The organism is Allochromatium vinosum DSM 180 (assembly GCF_000025485.1).
Taxonomy (GTDB): domain Bacteria; phylum Pseudomonadota; class Gammaproteobacteria; order Chromatiales; family Chromatiaceae; genus Thermochromatium; species Thermochromatium vinosum.
Genome location: NC_013851.1, coordinates 865,546 through 887,348, shown reverse-complemented (window position 1 = coordinate 887,348; position 21,803 = coordinate 865,546). Strand labels below are relative to the sequence as shown.

The following is a 21,803-nucleotide window of genomic DNA, read 5'->3' as shown; positions in this document are numbered from 1 at the left end:
CGACACGAGGTCGGGCCGATAGGTGAAGACTGGGCGGAATGTTCCACGAGCGGCGCAGTGTAACAGAGCCGGGAATCCGGATTGAAAATCCTGTCGCGCTCATTGCGCCGGGGACTGGCCCCGAAAATCGCGTCCGGGCACCGGCGGCAGGAACTCACGCAGGCGGCGCGACTCCAGCCCCAGACGGTCGGCATAGATGATCCGATAGCTCAGGACGCGCTCGACATAGCCGCGCGTCTCGGCGAAGGGGATGCGCGCGATCCAGAGATCGGCGTCCATACAGGTCTCCGGCAGCCAGCGCTCGACACGCGCGGGACCGGCGTTGTAGGCCGCCGTGGCCAGCGCCGCATGGCCGAAGCGGTCGCGCATCCGCGTCAGATAGGCACTGCCGAGCGTGATGTTGCGCTCGGCGTCGAGCAGATCCCAGCGCGAGGGTTGGGGCCGCCCCAGCTCGGCGGCGACTTCGCCGGCAGTCGCCGGCATGAGCTGCATCAGACCGACGGCGCCGGCCGGTGAGGCGATGGTGCGCGCAAAGACACTCTCCTGGCGCATCACGGCCTGAATCCAGTCCGGCTCGATGCCGATCTGCCATGCCTGTTCGGCGGCCAGATCACGATAGGCGAGCGGAAAGCGGATCTCCAGATCGTCCCAGTAGCCTGCGCGGACGAGCATGACGATGGCCTGATCGTGCCAGCCGCGATCGTGGGCGAGCCGCGCGGCGGCCATGAGTCCCTCGGTGCCCAGCCGGCTGGCGAGTGTGCGCCATTCGCGCCGCACATCGACCTCGCGGCCGAGCTGGTCGAGCGCGAGGATGCGCCGGTAGGCCGGCTCCTGGGCCAGCGTCCGGAGTCGCTCCGGCGCGACCGGCACCGGGCGATGCTCCAGGTTGTAGGGCCGATCCAGACGATCGGCGGCCATGAAGCCCCAGAAGCTGCGTTCGCGCGCCGCCGCGCCGAGTGTCGCCTGTGCGGCCTCCGACTGGCCAAGGAAGGCCTGGGCCACGCCCAGCCAATAGAGCCAGCGCTCGCGCTTGATCTCGCCCTCGGGCATCCGTTCGATCCATTTGGCCAGCCAGTCCCAGGCGCGCAGCGTGATGGCCGCGCGCAGACGGCGTTCCTGCTCGGGCAGATTGTCCGCGTTCGGCTCGATGGCGTCCCAATAGAGCAGCCCCAGGCGATCGCCGGCCTCGGCCAACGCCCGTCCGACGGCCACCTGCGCCCGTTCATGTGCATGCTGGTCGTCCGCCAGGGCCGGCTCCAGACGCCGCAGCGCCAGCGCGGCCCGATCGGGATCGCGCCGCGCCAGATGCGTGATGCCATGCGCCAGAATCGCCGCACGCATGGGATGTGGCGTCTGGAACAGACCGGCCTCCAGAATGCGCTCAGGCATCTGATCAACCGACAGCCAGAGCCTGAGCCAGGGCCGCTCGGACTCGGGCAGCCGCCGACCGAGATAACGCGCCAGCCCAGTCCTTCCAGCCTCCAGCGCCAGCCGGATGCGCGCCCAGACCCGTTCGGTCGTCAGATGTCCCTCGGCGCTCCAGCGCTCGAACACCGGGTCACAGGCATCCGGCCGCGACTGACCCGACAGCCAGATCGGCTCGACCTCGGGCAGCGCCTCCTCGACGCGCCCGGTCTCGATCAGGGCGCGCAGCTGGAGACAGCGGCGCTCGACCGAGTCGTCCGGCTGATAGACACGCACGTAATCGCCCCAGCGCCCGGCGTCGGCCAGACGGCGCAGATAAGCCGGACGCAGCCGCTCGGCCAGTGGGGTGTCGGAATAGTCGTCGAGAAAGGACTCGATGCGCGCCTCCGGTGCGTGATCCAGATCGCGCGTCAGCTCCGCGAACAGCAGATAGGGATAGAGCGGGTCATCGCGCAGACCGTCCGCCAGTGTCTGAAAGGTCGCCGGATCGCCGCGTTCGAGCGCCGACTCGGCGGCGAGGAAGTCCGCACGGGAGTCGGCGCGGGCCTCCAGGACCACACCGCAGGAGACGGCGAGCAGCACAACGGTTAGCATGACCGGGAAAGCGGCCGAACGCCGTGACCGCTTCGACAGTGACAGACTCATCGGATTTGGCCTATTGGGGAACCTCAGACATGCGAACGACCATTGTAGTCATCATTTCACTCCTGGTCGGTGCCTCCTTCGGCGGCATCATGACACTCGGCTTCGGCTGGGGCATGGGCGCGGCGAGCGGGATGCTGATGGGAACCCAGGCCGGGGTCTGTCTCGCCGTCGAGACCGCGCGCCGCCAGGGCGGGATGGACGAGGCCAAGCTGGATGCCCTGGTCGCCGCCAGCGTCGAGCACATCCGTTCCAAGGGGTCCTCGGTACCGCTGCAAGCCGAGATCGAGTGGGTCCAGAACGCTGCCGGCTGCACCAAGCTGGTCGAACAGCTCGACAAATGAGGCCCGGGGCGTGTCGGTAGCCGTTCGAGGTTGCCGACACCGCATGGGGCTATACTCTTGAATCGTAGGGACTGACGCTCAAGCTCCAAACCGCGAGGCGTGAGGAGGTGCCCCATGCCAACGATTCGACAGCCCGCCGTGGCCGATCGATTCTATCCAGGCGATCCCGTCGAGCTGGGCAGGATGCTCGATGCCCTGCTCGCCGATTCGCCTGCGTCGGCCGCATCCCGCCCCGGCACGGCGCCGCCCAAGGCACTGATCGTGCCTCATGCCGGTTACATCTACTCCGGTCCCATCGCCGCCACCGCCTATGCCACGCTGGCGCCGGTGCACGATCAGATCCATCGGGTCGTGCTGCTGGGTCCATCGCATCGGTTGCCCTTCATGGGACTGGCGGCGACCAGCGCCGATGTCTTCGCCACCCCGCTCGGCCCGGTTCCCATCGACCGTGCGGCCGTCGAGCGCACCCTGACGCTGCCGCAGGTCCGGCTGCTCGATGCCGCGCACGCCCAGGAGCACAGTCTGGAGGTCCAGTTGCCCTTCCTGCAACGGGTGCTCGACGACTTCAGTCTGGTGCCGCTCGTGGTCGGTGAGGCCGCACCCGAATCGGTGGCCGAGGTGCTGGATCTGCTCTGGGGCGGACCCGAGACCCTGATCCTGGTCAGCTCGGACCTGACGCACTATCTGGACTACCGCACCGCTCAGCGCATCGATGCCGCGACCTCCGAGGCCATCGAGGCGCTGCGTCCCGAGGCGATCGGCTCTGATCAGGCCTGCGGCCGTGCTCCGTTGAACGGACTGCTGACCCTGGCGCGACGGCGCGGACTCCAGGCCGAGACCCTGGATCGGCGCAACTCGGGGGATACGGCCGGATCACGCGATCAGGTGGTGGGCTATGGCGCCTATGCCATCCATTGAGACGGCCGGCGAGCGGCCGGTCATCTATGACGCGACCGAGCGCGCGATCCTGCTCGACATCGCCGCGCGCTCGATCGCGCATGGGTTGGCGCACCAGCGCCCGCTGGATCTCGACCCGGCCGAGTATCCCGAATCGCTGCGCGCCATCCGCGCCACCTTCGTCACCCTGGAGCGCCACGCCGATCTGCGCGGCTGCATCGGCGTGCTGGACGCCTTCCGCCCGCTGGTCACGGACGTGACCCGGAACGCCTTCGCCGCCGCCTTCGAGGATCCGCGCTTCCCGCCGCTGCGCGCAGCCGAGTATCCCGAGTTGACGCTCAAACTCTCGGTCCTGACACCAGCCGAGCCGCTGACCTTCGGCTCCGAGGTCGAACTGCTGGCCCAGATCCGGCCGGGCGTCGACGGACTCATCCTCAGCGATCGGGGCCGGCGCGGCACCTTCCTGCCCTCGGTCTGGGAGCAACTGCCCAACCCGCGCGACTTTCTCGACCACCTCAAGCGCAAGGCCGGTCTGCCGATGGGCCACTGGTCCGACAGCCTGCGCGTCTCGCGCTATGGTACCGAGTCGTTCGGCGGACCGATCGACCAGATCCAACGGCCGGCTTGAGCCATCACGCGGCGTCCGGCGCGAACGAATCCGCCCGGTTCGGAGGAGCGAGGCGGTCGAGCAGTTCCAGGCCGCGCGCCCTGTCGGGACAGAGGATCACGGCCATACGGTCAGGAGTGTGCGGATCGGGGCGACTGATGGCGCCGGACCGCGCGATCAACGCCGTCTGTGCGTCGGTGAGCGATCCCGTACCGAAGAGCGAGATCACCAGCCCGCCCGGCACCGGGGGCGGCGCCTCGAACGGCTGACCGTCCATGAGCGCGACCCAGGCCGGCACGAACGCCGGGCCATAGAGTTCGAGAAAGCCGTTGGAGCCGCGCAGATGGGCTTCGATCGGTCGTCCGCCGATCATCTCCAGATTGCAGAGTCCGGTATAGCCGGCCAGATGGCGCCCGATCCAGTCGCGGACGCGCGCGTCGAGTTCGGGCCGTTCGACGCCCACATCCCAGTAGAGCGGACGCGCGCGATCCTTGCGCTCCGAGGCGCTGGTGTGAGCCAGCCAGACGACTTCGCCCGCGCGCACCAGACAGTCGGTGCTGGTGTGCTCGCCCTCCAGCCGCTCGCACCAGAACAGCCCTGGTTCGTTGGGGACGGCGTCGGCATGCACCGCGCGCGCCCGGAGCGCCATACCGGCCAGATTGACGATCGGCTTGACGAACACCCAGTCATCCGGCGACAGGCCGCAGACGAGCGGATCGACCCCGCAGGGCGCGGCGCGCAATCCGGCGGCGAGTGCCACGCCGAGCTTGTCGTAGACGGAGCGATGGGCCGGATTGAGCCGCCAGGCGGCGGCATCGTTGACCGCGACCTCGGATCTCGGCTCGGGTTGAAAGAGGTGCGCACGTTCGGGCAGGACACCGATGAACATGGGATTCAGGCCACGGGCGCGACTTCGCACAGGCTCGACTTGAACGGCGGAAAACCGCTGATCGGGTCGAGGTGCCGGTCGTCGGTCAGCTCGTTGACGTTGGCGCTGTTCCAGCCGTGGGTGCAGTGGACCACGCCGGGCTTGATACGCTTGGTCACGCGCGCGACGAAACACACGGCCCCGCGCGGCGAGCGGATCTCGACCGATTGACCATCCCGGATGCCGCGCGGCTCGGCATCGCTGGGATGGATCTCGACCAGGGGATTAGGGATAGCCCGGCGCATCCGCTGAATGTACTGATGCTGTGAATGGGTATCGAACTTGGTTCGCGCCCCGCTGGTCAGGACCAGCGGATAGTCGCGGGCGATCTCAGGCGTCGAGACCGGACTCTCGGCCGGTTCGCGATAGATCGGCAGTCCGTCGTGACCGGCGGCGCGCAGTTCAGCCGAATCGAACTCGACCTTGCCGCTCGCGGTCGGGAAGCCGCGCAGCCGATAGAGCCGGTCGGCGTCGAGAAAGCCATGCTCGACCAGATCCTCGATGGCGCCGGCATAGACGGTGACGCCATCGGGATTGCTGTAGACCTCCTCGCGGATCTCATCTGGAATGCCCTCGGCGGCCTCGGCCCAACTGGCCTCCAGATCGCCGTTCCAGAACTGATCCCCCATGCCCAGCCGCACGCCGAGTTCCAGGAAGATCTGTCCGTCCGGACGCGCCTCGCCGCGCGGCGCGACCACCGGCCGCCGATAGCGCAGTTCGCCCTGATAGGCACAGCCCGGATAGGCGATCAGCGCCGGGCGTTCCAGACTGGTCGCCGCCGGCAGCACGATGTCGGCCTGAAGCGTGGCCGGGTTATGGAAGAAATCGGTCGCGGCGAAGAAGTCGAGCGATCCGAGCGCCTGTTCCATGCGCTTGGAGTTGGGCCACATGGCGGTGTTGATGCCCATGGCCAGCAAGGAACGCACCCGCTGCGGACGCCCGTCGAGGATGCAGTCGGGCAGCAGCATGCTCTGCCCCGCCGGCCAATACTTGGTCCAGACCGGATAGACCTCGTCGCCGATGCGCGGCGGCAGGTTGTTGCGACAATGATCGAACAGCTCGATCGGCTTGGGCATCACCTTGTCGTTGAAGAAGCGGTTGCCGCCCTCACGATCCAGATTGCCGGTGACGGCCGAGAGCAGGATGAGCGCGCGGTGGTTCTGGAAGCCGTTGCTGTGCTGAACGGTCGCGGTCGGCGACAGGGTGATCTGGGCCGGCTGCGTGGTGGCGAAGAGTGCGACCGCCGCGCGCAGGTCGGACGCCGAGATGCCGCAGATGGACGCGACCCGCTCGGGCGTGAACTCAGCCACATAGTCCCTGAAGGCGTCGACGCCCGAGCACCATTGATCCAGGAAGGTCTGATCCTGCCAGCCATTGGCGAAGATCAGATGATGGAAGCCGAGCGCCAGCGCGCCATCGGTGCCGGGACGGATCTGGAGGTGGATATCGGCCTGATCGACCATGGGCGTGCGGCGCGGGTCGACGACGATCATGCGCCGCCCCGGCTTGAGCGTCACCAGACCATGGGTGTCGAACGGCGGGATCGAGCCGCGCGGATTGGTCGACCAGATCAGATGACAGCGGGTCTTGGGCGAGACCACGGTCGAGGTGGTCTTGATCTTGTAGCCGAAAGTGACTTTCTCGGCCACCATGGTCGCCGAGAAGCAGCAACCGCTCTCGGTCAGATAGTTGGGCGAGCCGAAGGCGTGCGCCAACCGTTGGAGCTGGGGACGCGCTTCCTTGGTGTAGCCGGCGAAGAAGGCGACTGAAGGTGCGCCGTGCTCATCACGGGTGGCGCTGAGCCGTTCGGCGATGGTGCCGAGCGCCTCGTCCCAGGAGATGCGCTCGAACTGACCGCTGCCGCGCGGCCCGACCCGCTTGAGCGGATAGAGCAGACGATCGGGGTGATTGCGCCGGTCGAGCTGGGCGTAACAGCGCGGACAGTCCGGCCCCTTAACCGCGACGGGTTCGCCGCCGTCGTCGAACTCGACCTGAATCGGGCAGTTGGCATCGCATTCGTAGCAGGTGCTGGGCTTGGTGGACATGTCGATGGTCTCGCGCGACGATGGGTGTTCGTGGTTTCATGCCGGATGGTCCTCAACATGACGCCCGATTCATGGAAACCAAGCACACACCCGACTACAGCGGCGGCGGCCTGCTGAATCTGATGAGCAGCCTGATCCAGGCGCGCGGCGGACGCGGCGAGCATCCGCCGCTGGCCGGACTGGCGCTGGACGATCTGACGCGCGCGACCAATCTGGTGCTGCTGGTCGTCGACGGACTGGGCGCGGACTGGCTGGCGCGGCACGCACCGGATGGGTTGCTGAGCCGGGCACGCTGGGGGGCGATCAGTTCCGTGTTTCCATCGACCACGGCCTCGGCGATCCCGACCTTTCTCACCGGGCTGTCGCCGCTCCAGCATGGGCTGACCGGCTGGTTCACCTATTTCGGCGAGCTGGGATCAGTGATGGCAGTCCTGCCCGGTCGGCCGCGCTATGGCGGGGTGTCGTATCGTGCGGCCGGGATCGATCCGCGCCGGCTCTTCCCCCATCGCTCGATCTTCGACCGTATCGGCACGCGCGGTATCGCCGTCTCGCCGCGCTTCATCGCCTATTCGGACTTCAATCGCGCGCATCTCGGGCGCGGCGAGGTGCGGCCGTTCGAGTCGCTGCCGGAGATGTTCCAGCAGACGCTGCGCGTACTCCGGCCGCGGCGACATTGGGGGCGTTCGTCGGCAACGCCCGAGCGGCGCTATCTCTATCTCTACTGGCCGGAACTCGACCGCATCGGGCATGAGCACGGCATGGAGGGTGCGGCCGCCCTCGCCCATCTGGCCGAGATCGAACAGGCGCTGGAGGCGTTTCTGAGCGCGGCGGCAGGGACGGATACGGTGCTGCTGGTGTGCGCCGATCATGGCCAGATCGACACCCGGCCCGAGGATGTCATCGATCTCACGCAGCACCCCAATCTAGTCGAGTGTCTGACGCTGCCGCTGTGCGGCGAGCCGCGCGCGGCATGGGCCACGGTACGTGCCGACAGTGCGCGGCGTTTCGAAGACTATTGCGCCGGCGAGCTGGGCGATATGGTCGAACTGATACCGAGCCGGCAGGTGATCGCGGACGGTCTGCTCGGACCCGGACCAGCGCATCCGCGCATCCGCGATCGGGTGGGTGATTACTGTCTGCTGCCGCGCGCGCGGCACGTCCTGCGCCAGACTCTGCCCTTCGAGGAGCCGCACATCCATGTCGGCGTCCATGGGGGGCTGAGTGAATCCGAACTCAGGGTGCCGCTGTGTCTGTTCGAGCTGTAGCACCCATCGTCGGCATCGGCGCTTCGGCCGGCGGTCTGGAAGACCTGGATCGATTCTTCGGTCAGGTTCCACCCGACAGCGGACTGTCCTTCGTCGTCGTCCTGCACCTCGATCCGGCACACAAGGGCCATCTGGCCGAACGCCTGCAACGCTGCACGACACTTCAGGTGGAGCAGGTCGACGAGTCCGTCCGGGTCAGTCCCGATCATGTCTATCTGATCGCACCCAACACGGGTCTGTCACTCCGGCAGGGTGTGCTGCATCGTGTCGGGCCGGCCCCCATGCACGGCCAGCACCTACCCATCGATGTCTTCTTTCGCTCGCTCGCGCAGGATCGGCAGGAACACAGTATCGGCCTCGTTCTCTCGGGTATGGGCCGCGACGGCACCCTGGGATTGTGCGCGATCAAGGACGCCGGCGGTCTCACCCTGGTCCAGGATCCTGCAGAGGCCCGATTCGACGACATGCCGCGCAGCGCCATCGCTGCCGGTCTCGCCGACATCGTGGCACCGGCCGAAGACCTGTACGGCCAACTCCAGGCCTGTCTGCGCCAAGCCAGACCGCCAAGACCGCAACGGGCCGTTCCGCCTCCGTCTGCGATGCCCGATGATCTGGATACGGTGATCATCCTGCTACGCAATCACACCGGACATGACTTCTCGCTGTACAAGCGGAGCACCCTCCAGCGTCGCGTCGAACGGCGCCAGCGTCTGCACCAGCTCGACGAGATCGCGCACTATGTCCGCTATCTCCAGGACAACCCACTGGAGCGCGAACAACTGTTCAAGGAATTCCTGATCGGCGTCACCAGCTTCTTTCGCGATCCCGCCGCCTGGGACCATCTGCGCGACGTCGTGATCCCCGAACTCCTGGAGCGCCGGCCCAGCGGCGCCCAGATCCGCGCCTGGGTCGCCGGCTGTTCCACCGGCGAGGAAGCCTATTCACTGGGCATCGTCTTTCGCGAGGCGATCGAACGGCTGTCCCCGCCCCAGTCCCATTCGCTCCAGATCTTCGCCACGGATCTCGACCCGGTGGCCATCGCCAGAGCACGACAGGGTTTCTACCCGCTGAGCATCGCCGCCGACGTCTCGCCGGAGCGGTTGCAGCGGTTCTTCACCCAGGAGAACGGCAGCGGTTATCGCATCGGCAAGGAGGTGCGCGAGCTGGTGATCTTCGCCGAGCAGAACGTCATCCAGGATCCGCCCTTCACACGGATCGACCTGATCATCTGCCGCAATCTGCTCATCTACATGAAGATGGAGTTGCAGCGCCAACTGCTATCGTTGTTTCATTACAGTCTCAACCCCGGCGCGGTCCTGTTCCTGGGTTCGGCCGAGACGGTCAGCGGCTCGGGCGAGTGTTTTCACACCCTGGACAGCAAGTGGCGTTTCTTCCGCCGCGAGACCCCGAGCCTTGGTCAAGCCCCGATGCATTTCAACTTCCCGACACTCAAGGCACTGCCCGCGAACACGGCGACGATGACCGAGGGGACACAACCCATCGACTTGAAGGCACTCCTCAATCAAGTGCTGCTGGAGCGCGTGACCCCAGTAACCATCCTCGCCAACCCGCATGGCGAGATCCTCTACACCACCGGACGCACGGGCCAGTATCTGGAGCCGCCCGTCGGTCATGCCAGCCTGAATCTCTTCGTCATGGCGCGCGAGGGTCTGCGCGAAGTCCTGCCCGGCCTCTGCCGGCAGGCACAAAAGCAGCCCGAGGGCGAGCCGGTCCTTCAGCGGAGTGTGCATGTCAGGACCAACGGCAGCTTCCAGTGGGTCGACGTTGCCGTACATGATCTGCGCGACCCCGCGCCACTGCGCGGCATGCTGCTCGTGGTCTTCAACGAGGCGCCCGAGCCGGCCACCAAGCGGCGGCGTACCCACAGGAGCGGCACGGCCCAGCCATCCGCACCGGAGGAACGCGAGATCCAGCGTCTACGCGAGGCGCTGCAAAGCACCCGCGAGCAGATGCAGACCTCTCAGGAGGAGCTGAAGTCGGCCAATGAGGAGTTGCAGTCCACCAACGAGGAGCTGCAATCGACCAACGAGGAACTCACCACCTCCAAGGAGGAGATGCAGTCGCTCAACGAGGAGCTACAGACCGTCAACATCGAGCTGCAAGCCAAGGTGGACGATCTCTCCAGAGTCAACGACGACATGAAGAATCTCCTCGACAGCACCGAGATCGCCACCCTGTTCCTGGAGGAGGATCTGCGTATCCGGCGCTTCACCTCCCAGGCGGCCAAGCTCATCAACCTGATCCCCGGCGACGTCGGACGACCGGTCACCCAGATCGCCTCCGAACTGCTCTATCCCGAACTGGCCCAGGACGTGGCCGAGGTGCTGCGCACCCTGGTCTTCAGCGAAAAGCTCATCGGCACCCAGGACGGACGCTGGTTCAACGCGCGCATCCTGCCCTACAGCACGCTGGACAACCGTATCGACGGCGTGGTCGTCACCCTGGTCGACATGACCAAGGCCAAGCGGCTGGAGAACGAGTTGCGTCAGGCTCTGAAGGAGCTCAGCCGTCTGGCCGGTGTGTCAGCGACGGACCAGGGCGGGGATGCGGCAACCAATCCGCCCAAACACGATGACCCATCAGCCGTCGCTGATGCTTGAATCGGCTGAGCTGACAAGCCCGATGTCGAGTGACGCCCCCGAACATAAGGATCCAGACGCCCCGATGAGCCAACATCCGCCACCCAACCTCCAGGACATCCTGAGTCCGGACGGGTTCTATGTGCTCCGTCGCGCCGCCGAGGCGCTCTACGAGCAGCGACGCGGCCATCGACCGAAGAACACGGCGGCCGACCTCTCCATCCATGACCTGGAGAGCCTCATCGAAGAGCTGCGGCTCCACCAGATCGAGCTGGAGTTACAGAACGAAAGCCTGCGCGCTACCCGCAATCTGCTCGAGCAAAGCCTGCAACGGTATGAAGACCTCTATCAGGAGGCGCCGGTCGCACTGCTGACGCTGAGCGAGGACGGCACCATCCGCGAGGCCAACCAGTCGGCGGCCACCCTGCTGGATGAACCCCGGTCTGCGCTCATCGGCCGGCGCCTGGGTCTCTGGATCAGCGAGGACAGGCGCCCGGCCTTCAACACGCTGCTGGCTGATGTCCTGTCGGGCGAGTGCCGACGGCGCCTTGAGTTGAGACTTGTGATCCAGCATCGCCCCGCCTGCTGGGTGCTGGCCGAGACCACCCTCGTCAAACCCACGGTTGCGCGCGAGATCCGACTGGCGTTGACCGACATCAGCGAGCGCAAGGCGCTGGAAGAGCAGCTCCGCCAGGGTGAAGCACTGTGGGACAGCGAGGAGCGACTTTGCTCCCTCAATGCCGAACTCGAAGCCAGGGGCGCCGTCCGGATCGCCGAGGTCAACGCCGCCAACGCGGCCAAGAGCCATTTACTGGCTCACATGAGCCACGAGATCCGCACACCGCTGAACGTCATCACCGGCCTGGCCGAGCTGCTCGAACAGGGTGAACTGAATGCCCAGCAACAGCATCAGGTCCGGCGTATCCAGGAGGCCGGCGAGAGCCTGCTCGGTATCCTCGACGACATCCTGGATCTCTCCAGGATCGAGGCCGGAAAGCTCGGCATCGCCCGCCAGCCCTTCGAACTCCACAAACTCCTCGCCCGGATCGAAAGCTTCCAGGGACGCTGCGCCCGCGCCAAAGGGTTATCGCTAGATCTCGATATCCCGCCGCTACCGGCCGGCGCCTTCCTGGGTGATCCGCTGCGACTGGAACAGGTGCTCAACAACCTCATCGGTAACGCCATCAAATTCACCAACACGGGTGGCATCACACTGCGCATCCAGGTACGGGAAGCCGAAACCGACACGCCCTACCTGCATTTCGAGGTGGAGGATACGGGCATCGGCATCGAACCCCAGATACTCGAAGATCTCTTCCAGCCCTTCGTCCAGGCCGATGCGAACCTCACTCGCAGCCGTGGCGGCACCGGACTCGGACTGGCCATCAGCAAGCATCTGGTCGAACTCATGGGCGGTAAAATTGGCGCCGTCAGCCAGCCCGGACGAGGCTCGACCTTTTGGTTCGACTTGCCGCTCGAACACATGGAGCGCCGACGGCACAATCGCACGCTGCCCACCCCAAGCACCGTCAAGATAGCCACGAGTGCCCTGTCGGGTTGGCATGTACTCGTGGTCGATGACAGTCCGATGAACCAGGAAGTCGTCGAGCAGGCTCTGAGCCTGGCAGGAGCGGCTGTCACCCTGGCCGACGACGGCGTCCAAGCGTTGCAACGGCTCAGATCCGATCCCGGCGCCTACCAGGCGGTACTGATGGACGTCCAGATGCCGGTGATGGACGGTCTCACAGCCACGCGCCGGATCCGCGAGGAGTTGGGTCTGCACGATCTGCCGATCATCGGACTCAGTGCCGGCGTGCTGCTCCATGAACGACAGGCCGCCCTGGACGCTGGGATGAATGCTGTGCTGAACAAGCCCATCCGGTTGAAACAGATCATCGCCACCCTGCTCCACTGGTCGACTGCGGGCACGGACGTGACGCCGCCAGCAACAGGCTCGATCGCGCCGACGGACGCCTGGATGGAGACCTTTCCCGTGATCCCCGGCATCGATCGGCAGCAGGCCGCCGAGATTCTCTGCGGCAACCAGACGATGTTTCGGAATCTGCTCGGACTCCTGGCGGTGGACGGTCGCAATCTGGTCGGTCGCGTGCATCAAGACCTGGCTCGGGGGCAGCGGCAGGAGGCCGCCGCGCGGCTGCACAATCTCAAGAGCCATGCCGGCAGCCTGGGCGCTCTAGCCATCCAGGACTTGGCCAAACGCTTGGAAGAGGCCATCGATCGCGGTGAAAAAGACCTCGACGCGGACTTGGATGGGTTGAATCAGCAGTTGCGAGATCTCATTGAAGCCAGCGCACACTGGCTGAAATCATAAAATCATGATGTTTATTGGAGGCAACGCAGCGTGACGCCGGAACCCGTTGTCTATGTCATCGACGATGACCCAAACTTCCGCCAGATGCTAGGCTGGCTGTTCGAGTCGGTCGCTATTCGGATGCAGGAGTTCGGCTCGGCCCAGGACTTCCTGGCCAAGCTCGACACCCTGGAGTGTGGATGCCTCATCCTGGACCTGCGCATGCCCGACATGGATGGTCTGGCGCTCCTGGAGACCCTGCGTTCACGCTGGATGCTGCTGCCCGTGATCGTGGTCAGCGCCCATGGCGAGATCCCTACGGCGGTCCGCAGCCTGCATCTCGGCGCCATCGACTTCCTGGAGAAACCCGTCAACCATCAGCGGCTACTGGAGCGCGTCCGCGCCGCCCTGGAGGCGAACCTGGAGTTTCGCCGCGTCTTCGGCAGTCCTCGGCAACTGGCCGAGCGCCTGGCCAGCCTGACCCCGCGGGAGCGGGAAGTCATGGAGGCCCTGGTCCAGGGCAAAGCGAACAAGGTCATCGCCGCCGACCTCGGCGCCAGTATCCGCACCATCGAAAGCCATCGCGCGAACCTCATGCACAAACTCGGCGTCAGATCGCTGCCGGGGCTGGTGCAACTCAAGCTCTATCTCTCGAATACCAACCCATTCGCATCCTGAATCGAACCCGCCATGGGCCAGCGGCGACCGCCTCACTGTAGCCGTGCCGCCTGCTCGAGCAGGGAAGTGATCTCTGTCGTGCCGACTCGTCTTTAAAGTGGATGCATCAGCATCTTCTACGTAGTTCTGCTTAGATCCCTACGGTCATTCCTGATAGTCACTCGCAAATCGAGATAATACATTGGTGTTCGATTCGCCAATGTGGGTGTCTGACCGAAACCAGGTCTCCAGGCGAAAATAGAGATGACGAACGAAAGCTGGGGGCATGAACAGGGTATTGCCGCTGCTTCAGGGCGTGAACTTGCAGGAGACACCTCCGATCACGCTCCCTCATCCGGACAAATTGCTCACACAATCAGTAACCACGCAGCATGTCGACATGGCGGATCGGGATGGCCAGGATATCGCCGCCGACATCGTTGACGAACGTCGCAATGCGGTGCTGTAACTGGAATGGACATTCGATCAAGGAGTAAGCCATGCCGTATCGCATCACCTGGGAAAAACAGGGTGTCTACAACAAACTCTGGGACAGCGTAGACATTGGACAGATCAGACGCATGATGGACATCATCGGAGCGGATGAACGCTTCGACGACATCCACTATGTGCTCAACGACTATCTCGACGTAACTCAACTGTCACTGACCCCGCCCCACATCGACGAGATCGTGGCTATCGATATCGCGCAAAGCTATTCCAATCCACGCTACTACAGCATCAGCGTCGCCAAGGACAAAAGAATTCTGACACTGCTCGAATACTGGGCCTCGATCCATATCACTCCTGGACGCGTGGCCCTCTTCACCTCACTCGAACAAGCGCGCGCTTGGATCTCTACTCGGCCGCCACTCATGAATTCGAGGTGGATGCCGGCATCAGCCGCCAGTGACTGGAGGCGATCCGGTCCGGATGGGCCTGATATTCCCGGGCCAGCTCACTGACCGTTTTGCAGCCGCTCGCGATGTCAAGCAAGGATCACCCAGATTTTGAGATCGGCGCTGACTCATTGACCTTGACCCTCGGGATATGGGAAGACCCTTCTCATTTCAGCCGAGGATAGCTCCCGAAACTTTACTTCCTATGTGGCTCCAAATTTTGGGAGCCACTTCACCGACACAATACTCGCCTCTCCCGTCTCCCTCCAAATCAATCTTGTTGTGGTGAAACATCCACGACAGCGCCGTGCATTCATAGCTTTTCGAACCCACCTGCTCGGCCGACTTTCAGCATACCGTATTGGTCATCAGCATGCCTATCAGGCAGAGCTTCATCCACGCTTGCCGCCGACGACTCAACAGCAGATTTCGCTGCGTGCTGACGTGTATTCGAATCGATACAGTAAAAATAAATCTTAAGTTGTTGTTATTTTTATTTTTATTAAAAACCAGAGTTGAGCTGTTTACCGAAAGACACAACTTCACGCCAGCTGAAACAAAAAATATCAATCAAATCAATTTTTTAATTATTGGCACTGTGATTGCAAACATAGAGGGTGTTGCCGGCCAATCGATTCTGGACTGAACATGCGCAAACTGGTGAACGCTTCCTGCCGAGTACCGCTAGGGCAACATTCAAAGCGCACCGGATCAATCTTCTGACGGGCAAATTCAAGGAGTCAATTTCAATGAATAAGAGCTTGCAATTTATCGGCCTTGCGGTGCTCGGCGTTTCAGCCACGTGTTTTGCAGCGGACGCACGACATGGAGAGTTCGCACTCAGCCTGTCCGACATGGACAAGGTGACAGCGGGGACGCTGACGTTTGGACCGGGAGGGGCATTCGCCATATCGGAGTCCTCCGCAAATGCGAACGGCGCCGTGACCTCGACGGCAACGAGTAGCAAATCCTCTGTCGAGTTGCTGGTGCCTGAAGGGGCTTCATCGCAGTTTGGCACCTCCGTGACGGCGACATCCGGTCTCGCGATCTCTTGGGCTTCGGGTGGAGACAGTCCATCCAAGGGAACCACTGCCACCAGCTCCGCACAACAGCCGCAAACAAGTATCACCGGCGGTTCGATCAATAGCACATTCAGCGGCCGATTTTTGGAGATTTCGGTCGAATCGAGCCTGTATGCCGGCAGCGTGCTTTTCAATGGATTATTCGGGCCTTGAGTGAGAGCAGCTCGGCTCGCTACGCATTATAGGCCTAGGGCGATCCCCTAGAACTATAATCCCGCAAAACGCGGGGTTTTCCTGCAAGTCCTTTATCATCAAAAATAAACCGAGGTAAATCTTATGAAGACCATCATCACAACGGTCGCCGCCGCTTCCTTCCTGGCGCTGTCAGCTTCCGTACTGGCGGAGCAAACTTTATCGTTCGCGGAGATGGATGGCGTCAGTGCCGGCGGCTTTGCCGGTCCATGGACGACCGGTGCCATGGCCACTGCCTCTGGTCCGAGTTCTGCTTTTGCGGGGACTTATTTGAACGCCAATGTCACAACCACTGATTTGATCGTGCCGCAGTTTGGGACCGTTGGCTTGATGACCTCCACGGTCGAAGCGGGATCTGAAGCCAATGCCGTTGGTTCGGGCGTCAGTGCGGCAGGCGCGGTCGCTCTTGGTCAGACCGTTGGTGACTGGACATCCGACACTGGCAGCGATTCCTTTGCCGGCGCTGATATGTCCATTGCTCTCCCCGTCGCGCAGGCGAACGCAATCAATGTTTCGACAGCAGTATCCTACTTCGGCGCGGCATCGGCGGTTAGTCAATCCACTGCCGCCGCGGCAATCACGAACTAATCAGACAGCTAATCCCTGATCAGAGTACCCACGCGCTATCGCGTGTGGGTACAAACATTGCGCGAGGAAATTTCTGACATGCTGCTCCGCTGCATTGTCGCGAAACGCCTAGCTCCAGCCGCTGCCATCGCGCTTATCTTGGCCTGTGACGGCGCCGAAGCCGATCCAGTGAAATCCCTACTGGAAATACGCCGCGAGAACGTAGTGATTCAGGAATGGGATCTGAGCTGCGGAGCCGCTGCCCTGACCACTCTGCTGCATTATCAATACAATGATCCGGTCTCTGAAAAAGAGGTCGCTACGGCTCTCATCAACCGTGCCGAGTACATTGAAAACCCGCAATTAGTTCAGGTCCGCGAAGGTTTTTCATTACTGGATCTGAAGCGCTATGTCGATTCGCGCGGTTACACGGGTATTGGATTAGGCAAAATGAGTCTGAGTGACCTGGAGCGTCGAGCACCAATCCTGATCCCCATTCATACCAGAGGCTACAACCATTTTGTCGTGTTTCGCGGCCGTCTGGGAAACCGGGTTTTGCTGGCGGACCCGGCCTGGGGCAATCGAACCATGACGATCGAGCAGTTCAATCGCGCCTGGATCGATTATCCACAGATCGGTCAGGTTGGGTTCGTCGTGGATAGCCATACCGAAAACACCCATACCCCAGGCACACTCAAACCCAGACCAAGTGATTTCGTGACTTTCAATTAATTCACGTCTACGATCCCGATCCCATCGGGGGGCTCAAAATCGCATTGGCAACGACAGATTCAATGAATAGTCTGGTGCATCCTCGGTCAAGCCGACCCCCAGGCTGACGGAGAACAGAGTGCGACGCCCAAGGATCGAGGAAGCACCCAGCGCCAGTACGCTGCTGACCTGGTCGCTACCCGCAATGCGATCTCCATTGATTTCCAGCTCTTTTTTAAAGCTTTGCACCAGTGCGAGACTCAATGATGTCTCCGGGCTGGCCGCCAGCGAGACCCCGAGCAACAACCCCAACTCATCACCTGGCTTGATATTGTCTTTTTCAAAGGTAGTCGTGTAGGACAGGGATGCGGTGAAAGCCAGCGGATCCTGCCGTTTGAGCGCGGTCAATCCAAAACGCAACTCGTTGTAGCCGATCCCCATGGGGACGATCCCATCTACCTGATCGCCGGTATCCGTGTCCCATGTCACACGCCCGATCAAATCAGGACGCCAGCCGCGCTCGCGCAACAAGGTGGTTGCAAAACCGACTTTGATGTCTCCCACAGAACTCCCTTGATTGCTTGCCTCATTGATTCCTGTCAGACCGACCGGCCGCACCACGGACTGATCCACCCAGCGATAGGGAAGATCCAGCTCAAACTGAGATGAAAAAGGCAGACCGGCGCGTAGCCGTACCCCCAGATCGAACTCGTTGCGGCGCGTTCTTCCTTGTCGTATGCCAATCAGGTCGCTCTCAGCGGCTAATACCCATTGATCCGATTCACGCCTGACATAATTAAAATAAGGTTCCACATCGAACTGCTTAGGACCAATCAGGAGTGCACCCTCAGCAGTCAATGTCCGTTCGAGTGCACGCTCCGCTGCCAACTCATCGATAGCTATCGTGCCGGGACCGGTAGATTTTGTTGCGACGGTGGCGGATTTGGAGGAGCCTATTGGCACTGCGGGCGTTTTTGCTGCCTGCACCTCACTGTTTGACAGTGACTGACGGGCACGTTTTTTCTCCAGCTCCTTGACGCGATGGAGCAGTTCATCGGTAGCGCGGCGCAGTGATTCAATTTCGGCGTCAATGTCTGGAGAGGTGGCTCCAAAAGCCATTGGGCTCCCAAGCGCCATAACCAAAACGATGACTGACGTGACCGTCAGGGGGCGTGGATACTTCCGCATTTTGCCTTCCATATGAATTTCCTGGTCATTGATTGAGATTTACTCTCAAAAAGTCATTTCATAAACCTGCACTCAGATCCAAACCGGCGTTTTATCTAGAATTGCAATCGCTTCAAAAAGCCATCAGTATTTTTTCGGCCGCACTGAAACACAACTCATCAGAATCAACCCAAGCACGATGAGTGCAAATGTTTCCGGCAGAGAAACAGGTCGGCGAAATGCCTCAAGGTCGAGAGGGGGATGGGTCAAGCCGGCGAAAGAAAGCATACCCTTGACAGGCGCGCTGAATCCTGTCTGCCAGGATTGATCTGTCAAGGCGAGATCATCGACCCCGAGAAAAATCTCCGGCAGATAAGGCGCGTCTAGCGCCAAGAGATCCATGAATCCATCGAGCCAGCGAGAACTGTTTGGCTTCACCTCCATGATATTGAGGATTGGCGCGAAAAAATTGAATCCATGGAGCTGAAAAAGACTGTTTTCAAGAACCAGCGCCGGCAGGCTGGCGCTAAACATTACCCGCCCTTGACTGTCCGTTAGTGTGATTGTGCCGCCCGCAAAATAGCGTCGACCATCTGACTCTCCGATGTAATGAAAGTCGCTTATATTTATTTTACCGCCCAAAAATAATTCATCGTCATCTTTACCGGAAAGAACACCACCGCGCCAATTGATCGGCAGGGGGGAAAAGCTGAGGATCCCGGTATCCGGGTTCCATTGCATCCGTGGAGTATCGTCGCGTTCGAACGCAAAACTGGAGCCAACGCCAGTCAGAATCGGGATGCTCGCCCTCGGTGCTGCCGCCATTGAAATTTCAGTGCGTGTGTCTACGATTCTCAAGGCGATGGGGTCTTTAGTTTCGGGCAGGGCGATAGATGTCTGAATTGGTGCGTCTAAGTCAAGAGTCAAATTTTTGCCGACCTGTCCCTGCAAGACGCTTGAATTGCTGCCATCAAAAATCCGCAGGCTGGCCTTGCCATCTTCGAGCCAAATGAGAAGATTCACTTCGCCAAGATTTTTTTTCAATTCGTCAGCAGAGACCTGAAAGAACTGGATGCGCTGACTCAGCAATGCCAATCCTGCGGACGGTTCGACCTCCAGGGCCAACCGCTTCAAGTTCCAGCTCAGATTCAGCGAAGAATTATTACCCAATCCTCCCAAAATGGCTCCGTCCAGTACGCCTTGGCTGAGTGCTGCGGCGCGCGCGAACAGTGGTTCTGAAAAACCCGCAACAGCCCAAGTTTCGCTGCTGCCGTGAAAGGAAACGATTGGCTCATCCATTGCAATCCCCCCACCGATGACAACCTGATTGGCAACAGTCGCAAACAAATCCACGCTTGCTCCGGCATTGTAGAGGCTTATGCCATTGGTCGCTGAAACCGGAAAACCGAGAGCTTCCTGGATAGCGTGCACCGTTGTCGACATGGACACGGCCACACTACTGGCGGCCGTGCCCACATAAGCGTCAGGGTTCGCGATGAAAATGGGTTGCCCACCGGAAACCGTTACGATGGTTGTGATGTCGCTTGCTGTCTGCGCACTTGGTATGAATGAAATTACACTGGCTGCTGTATTGCCAAACAAACTGTACAAAAAAACAGTCACGAGAGTACGATTCCATACCATGACACCCCCAACGTACTTTATTACAGCCCACAAGGGATTTGTCAGCAATGCCTAGTGCAGCACTGCGGCGCCAGGGCTGATATCATATTTTCGGATCAACCGATATAGTGTTGCGCGGGTTACATTCAGACGTCGTGCAGCTTCAGAAACATTACCGCCGGTTTGCCGCAGAATTTGGCATGCCAATTCATACTCGGCACGGGACCGAGCATCGTTCAGTGATCGGGCAGTGCCATTGACGACAAGACTGTCAAGCCCAAGGTCATCGACGCCAATCAGCGGCCGTTCGCAGGTAATCAGGGCTCGACGCACGCGGTTGATGAGTTCTCGGACATTCCCCGGCCAAGTGTGCAACCGCATGGCGGTCAAGGCATCCTGACTGAAATCTCTAACGTTTTTGATCCGCTCGTGGAAATAGATTTTAAAGGTGTAGTGAGCGAGAATCTCGATATCTTCGATCCGATCCCGTAGAGGGGGAAGGGACAAGAGCAGAACATTCAGCCGATAGTAAAGATCTTCGCGGAATCGACCGTCCTGGACGGCCTGCTCGAGATCGGCATTGGTAGCCGCAATCACTCTCAGATCCAGCTTGACCTCGACATGCCCACCGACGCGCTGCACGCGATGTTCCTGCAGAACGCGCAGTAAATTGACCTGTTGTTCGGGCGGTAGCTCTCCGATTTCGTCGAGAAAGATGGTTCCTGTATTGGCTGCTTCAAGCTTTCCGATTACTCGCCGGTCAGCACCGGTAAATGCGCCCTTCTCATAACCAAACAATTCCGATTGGATCAGCGATGCCTGTAACGCTCCACAGTTCACCGCCACGAGAGGGGATTTTCCGCGCCTTGACAAGGCGTGAATTGCCGAGGCGGCCAACTCTTTGCCAGTCCCCGTCTCACCAACGATGAGTACCGGCGCATCCGATGCCGCAAAGGTGGCAATGCTGCGCCTGACAGCTTTGATCGCATTACTGCTGCCAATGATGCCGAATTGCGCTGATGCGGCGCAATCGATTTCATTTTTCTTTTTGGCGAGCATTCTCATTCCATGAGCACGCCCAATAGTCACGGCCAGCCGATCAAAGGGGATTGGCGTCGTCACAAAGTCGTAGCAGAATTGAGAGATGGTATGGAGAGTTTCCGAATGCTGCAATTGGAGCGGAGAAATCAGCGCAATCCAGTTGAGATCGCTCTCGACAACATTAACTAATTGAGGGAGAAACTTTGCGGCCATCTCCGGATCAGTGATCTCTACCAACCCGACTGAGATGTTTTGGTTGCAACAGATGTCGTTTGCCTGGCGGAGATTCTCTGCAATAAAAGTATTCCAGCCCAATTCATCAAGGCGCCGCACCATCTCGGGCTGAGATTTAGTGGCGATGTAAACCAAGCTGCGCCTGCAATTCGAATGAGCTTTTTTTTCAACATTCATTCGCAATCAGGCTCCTTTTCTATTTCCAGTCAAAAATACTGTTGTCTGCGGCAGAATAAACGAGAGATCCGCATTCAAATATACGTAAAATTACTGATTTTAAACTCCTGACCATTTTTTGCGTTACGTGTAACCATATGCCGCGCAGGCGTTATCCGCTGTTTCTCTCACAGCGGGACCAACAGCCAGGGGTCAGAAGATTTTCGCTTCAGCGAGGGTGTGGGAGCGACCCGGAGTCCCGTCACGTATGCTGAGCGACGATGACACTCCGGGCCGGCGGCGACAACAAGGCGGATCATCCTGAACGGCTTGGCGGCAGAGAGCCGCGCGTCGCGTGTGATGTGATCGAGTGATGTGTGGGGAGTGCTTCAATACAAGCGGACTGGAGG

General features: G+C 61.2%; 18 protein-coding genes. 11 read left to right on the top strand and 7 right to left on the bottom strand.

The features are described 5' to 3' along the window. Nucleotides 1-99 precede the first annotated feature (99 nt). Complete coding sequence (locus tag ALVIN_RS03765; RefSeq protein ID WP_148217453.1) at nucleotides 100-2,019, bottom strand: transglycosylase SLT domain-containing protein; 1,920 nt, start codon at nucleotides 2,017-2,019, stop codon at nucleotides 100-102. A gap of 80 nt (nucleotides 2,020-2,099) precedes the next feature. Here ALVIN_RS03765 and ALVIN_RS03760 point away from each other — a divergent pair, with 80 nt between their 5' ends. From ALVIN_RS03760 to amrA, 3 genes are all read left to right on the top strand, one after another. Continuing rightward, on the top strand, nucleotides 2,100-2,411 hold the full coding sequence (locus ALVIN_RS03760) for a hypothetical protein (protein WP_012969981.1): 312 nt from the start codon (nucleotides 2,100-2,102) through the stop codon (nucleotides 2,409-2,411). 114 nt (nucleotides 2,412-2,525) lie between these two features. After that, nucleotides 2,526-3,329 (top strand): AmmeMemoRadiSam system protein B, encoded by an 804-nt coding sequence (gene amrB, locus ALVIN_RS03755; protein WP_012969980.1) that lies wholly within the window; start codon nucleotides 2,526-2,528, stop codon nucleotides 3,327-3,329. Beyond that, entirely contained in the window at nucleotides 3,307-3,936 is a 630-nt protein-coding gene (gene amrA, locus ALVIN_RS03750; protein ID WP_012969979.1) for an AmmeMemoRadiSam system protein A, read from the top strand. Before amrB ends, amrA begins: the two co-directional genes overlap by 23 nt. A 4-nt stretch (nucleotides 3,937-3,940) precedes the next feature. Here the strand turns inward: amrA and ALVIN_RS03745 are convergent, their stop codons facing one another. Both ALVIN_RS03745 and ALVIN_RS03740 read right to left on the bottom strand, forming a co-directional pair. Then, nucleotides 3,941-4,804 (bottom strand): hypothetical protein, encoded by an 864-nt coding sequence (locus tag ALVIN_RS03745; RefSeq protein ID WP_012969978.1) that lies wholly within the window; start codon nucleotides 4,802-4,804, stop codon nucleotides 3,941-3,943. 5 nt (nucleotides 4,805-4,809) lie between these two features. After that, entirely contained in the window at nucleotides 4,810-6,888 is a 2,079-nt protein-coding gene (locus ALVIN_RS03740) for a molybdopterin-containing oxidoreductase family protein (RefSeq protein WP_012969977.1), read from the bottom strand. 71 nt (nucleotides 6,889-6,959) lie between these two features. Between ALVIN_RS03740 and ALVIN_RS03735 the strand changes: the two genes are divergently transcribed. The 4 genes from ALVIN_RS03735 (at nucleotide 6,960) to ALVIN_RS03720 (ending at nucleotide 13,742) form a co-directional block, all read left to right on the top strand. After that, a complete protein-coding gene (locus tag ALVIN_RS03735) occupies nucleotides 6,960-8,153 on the top strand; it encodes an alkaline phosphatase family protein (protein WP_012969976.1) in 1,194 nt (397 codons plus the stop codon). Then, on the top strand, nucleotides 8,135-10,774 hold the full coding sequence (locus tag ALVIN_RS03730; protein WP_012969975.1) for a chemotaxis protein CheB: 2,640 nt from the start codon (nucleotides 8,135-8,137) through the stop codon (nucleotides 10,772-10,774). Before ALVIN_RS03735 ends, ALVIN_RS03730 begins: the two co-directional genes overlap by 19 nt. A gap of 64 nt (nucleotides 10,775-10,838) precedes the next feature. Further along, entirely contained in the window at nucleotides 10,839-13,085 is a 2,247-nt protein-coding gene (locus tag ALVIN_RS03725; RefSeq protein ID WP_050750282.1) for an ATP-binding protein, read from the top strand. Between the two features lie 30 nt (nucleotides 13,086-13,115). Further along, a complete protein-coding gene (locus tag ALVIN_RS03720) occupies nucleotides 13,116-13,742 on the top strand; it encodes a response regulator transcription factor (protein ID WP_012969973.1) in 627 nt (208 codons plus the stop codon). A 355-nt stretch (nucleotides 13,743-14,097) separates the two neighbouring features. Here ALVIN_RS03720 and ALVIN_RS18150 read toward each other — a convergent pair whose 3' ends face one another. After that, on the bottom strand, nucleotides 14,098-14,223 hold the full coding sequence (locus tag ALVIN_RS18150) for a hypothetical protein (RefSeq protein ID WP_263053326.1): 126 nt from the start codon (nucleotides 14,221-14,223) through the stop codon (nucleotides 14,098-14,100). Between ALVIN_RS18150 and ALVIN_RS03715 the strand changes: the two genes are divergently transcribed. From ALVIN_RS03715 to ALVIN_RS03700, 4 genes are all read left to right on the top strand, one after another. Continuing rightward, nucleotides 14,222-14,686: a hypothetical protein gene (locus ALVIN_RS03715; protein WP_012969972.1), complete on the top strand. Its 465-nt coding sequence runs from the start codon at nucleotides 14,222-14,224 to the stop codon at nucleotides 14,684-14,686. The genes ALVIN_RS18150 and ALVIN_RS03715 overlap by 2 nt on opposite strands. A gap of 683 nt (nucleotides 14,687-15,369) precedes the next feature. Continuing rightward, a complete protein-coding gene (locus ALVIN_RS03710) occupies nucleotides 15,370-15,855 on the top strand; it encodes a hypothetical protein (protein WP_043795505.1) in 486 nt (161 codons plus the stop codon). A 123-nt stretch (nucleotides 15,856-15,978) separates the two neighbouring features. After that, on the top strand, nucleotides 15,979-16,482 hold the full coding sequence (locus tag ALVIN_RS03705) for a hypothetical protein (protein ID WP_012969971.1): 504 nt from the start codon (nucleotides 15,979-15,981) through the stop codon (nucleotides 16,480-16,482). A gap of 78 nt (nucleotides 16,483-16,560) precedes the next feature. Then, nucleotides 16,561-17,193 carry a C39 family peptidase gene (locus ALVIN_RS03700; RefSeq protein WP_012969970.1) on the top strand — a complete coding sequence of 211 codons (633 nt, stop codon included), beginning with the start codon at nucleotides 16,561-16,563 and terminating at the stop codon, nucleotides 17,191-17,193. Nucleotides 17,194-17,226: 33 nt separating this feature from the next. Here the strand turns inward: ALVIN_RS03700 and ALVIN_RS03695 are convergent, their stop codons facing one another. From ALVIN_RS03695 to ALVIN_RS03685, 3 genes are all read right to left on the bottom strand, one after another. Continuing rightward, complete coding sequence (locus ALVIN_RS03695; RefSeq protein ID WP_012969969.1) at nucleotides 17,227-18,372, bottom strand: transporter; 1,146 nt, start codon at nucleotides 18,370-18,372, stop codon at nucleotides 17,227-17,229. A gap of 111 nt (nucleotides 18,373-18,483) precedes the next feature. Then, nucleotides 18,484-19,962: a hypothetical protein gene (locus ALVIN_RS03690; RefSeq protein ID WP_148217451.1), complete on the bottom strand. Its 1,479-nt coding sequence runs from the start codon at nucleotides 19,960-19,962 to the stop codon at nucleotides 18,484-18,486. A 72-nt stretch (nucleotides 19,963-20,034) separates the two neighbouring features. Next, nucleotides 20,035-21,414, bottom strand: coding sequence for a sigma-54-dependent transcriptional regulator (locus ALVIN_RS03685; protein WP_012969967.1), 1,380 nt, complete (start codon nucleotides 21,412-21,414; stop codon nucleotides 20,035-20,037). Between the last annotated feature and the right edge of the window lie 389 nt (nucleotides 21,415-21,803).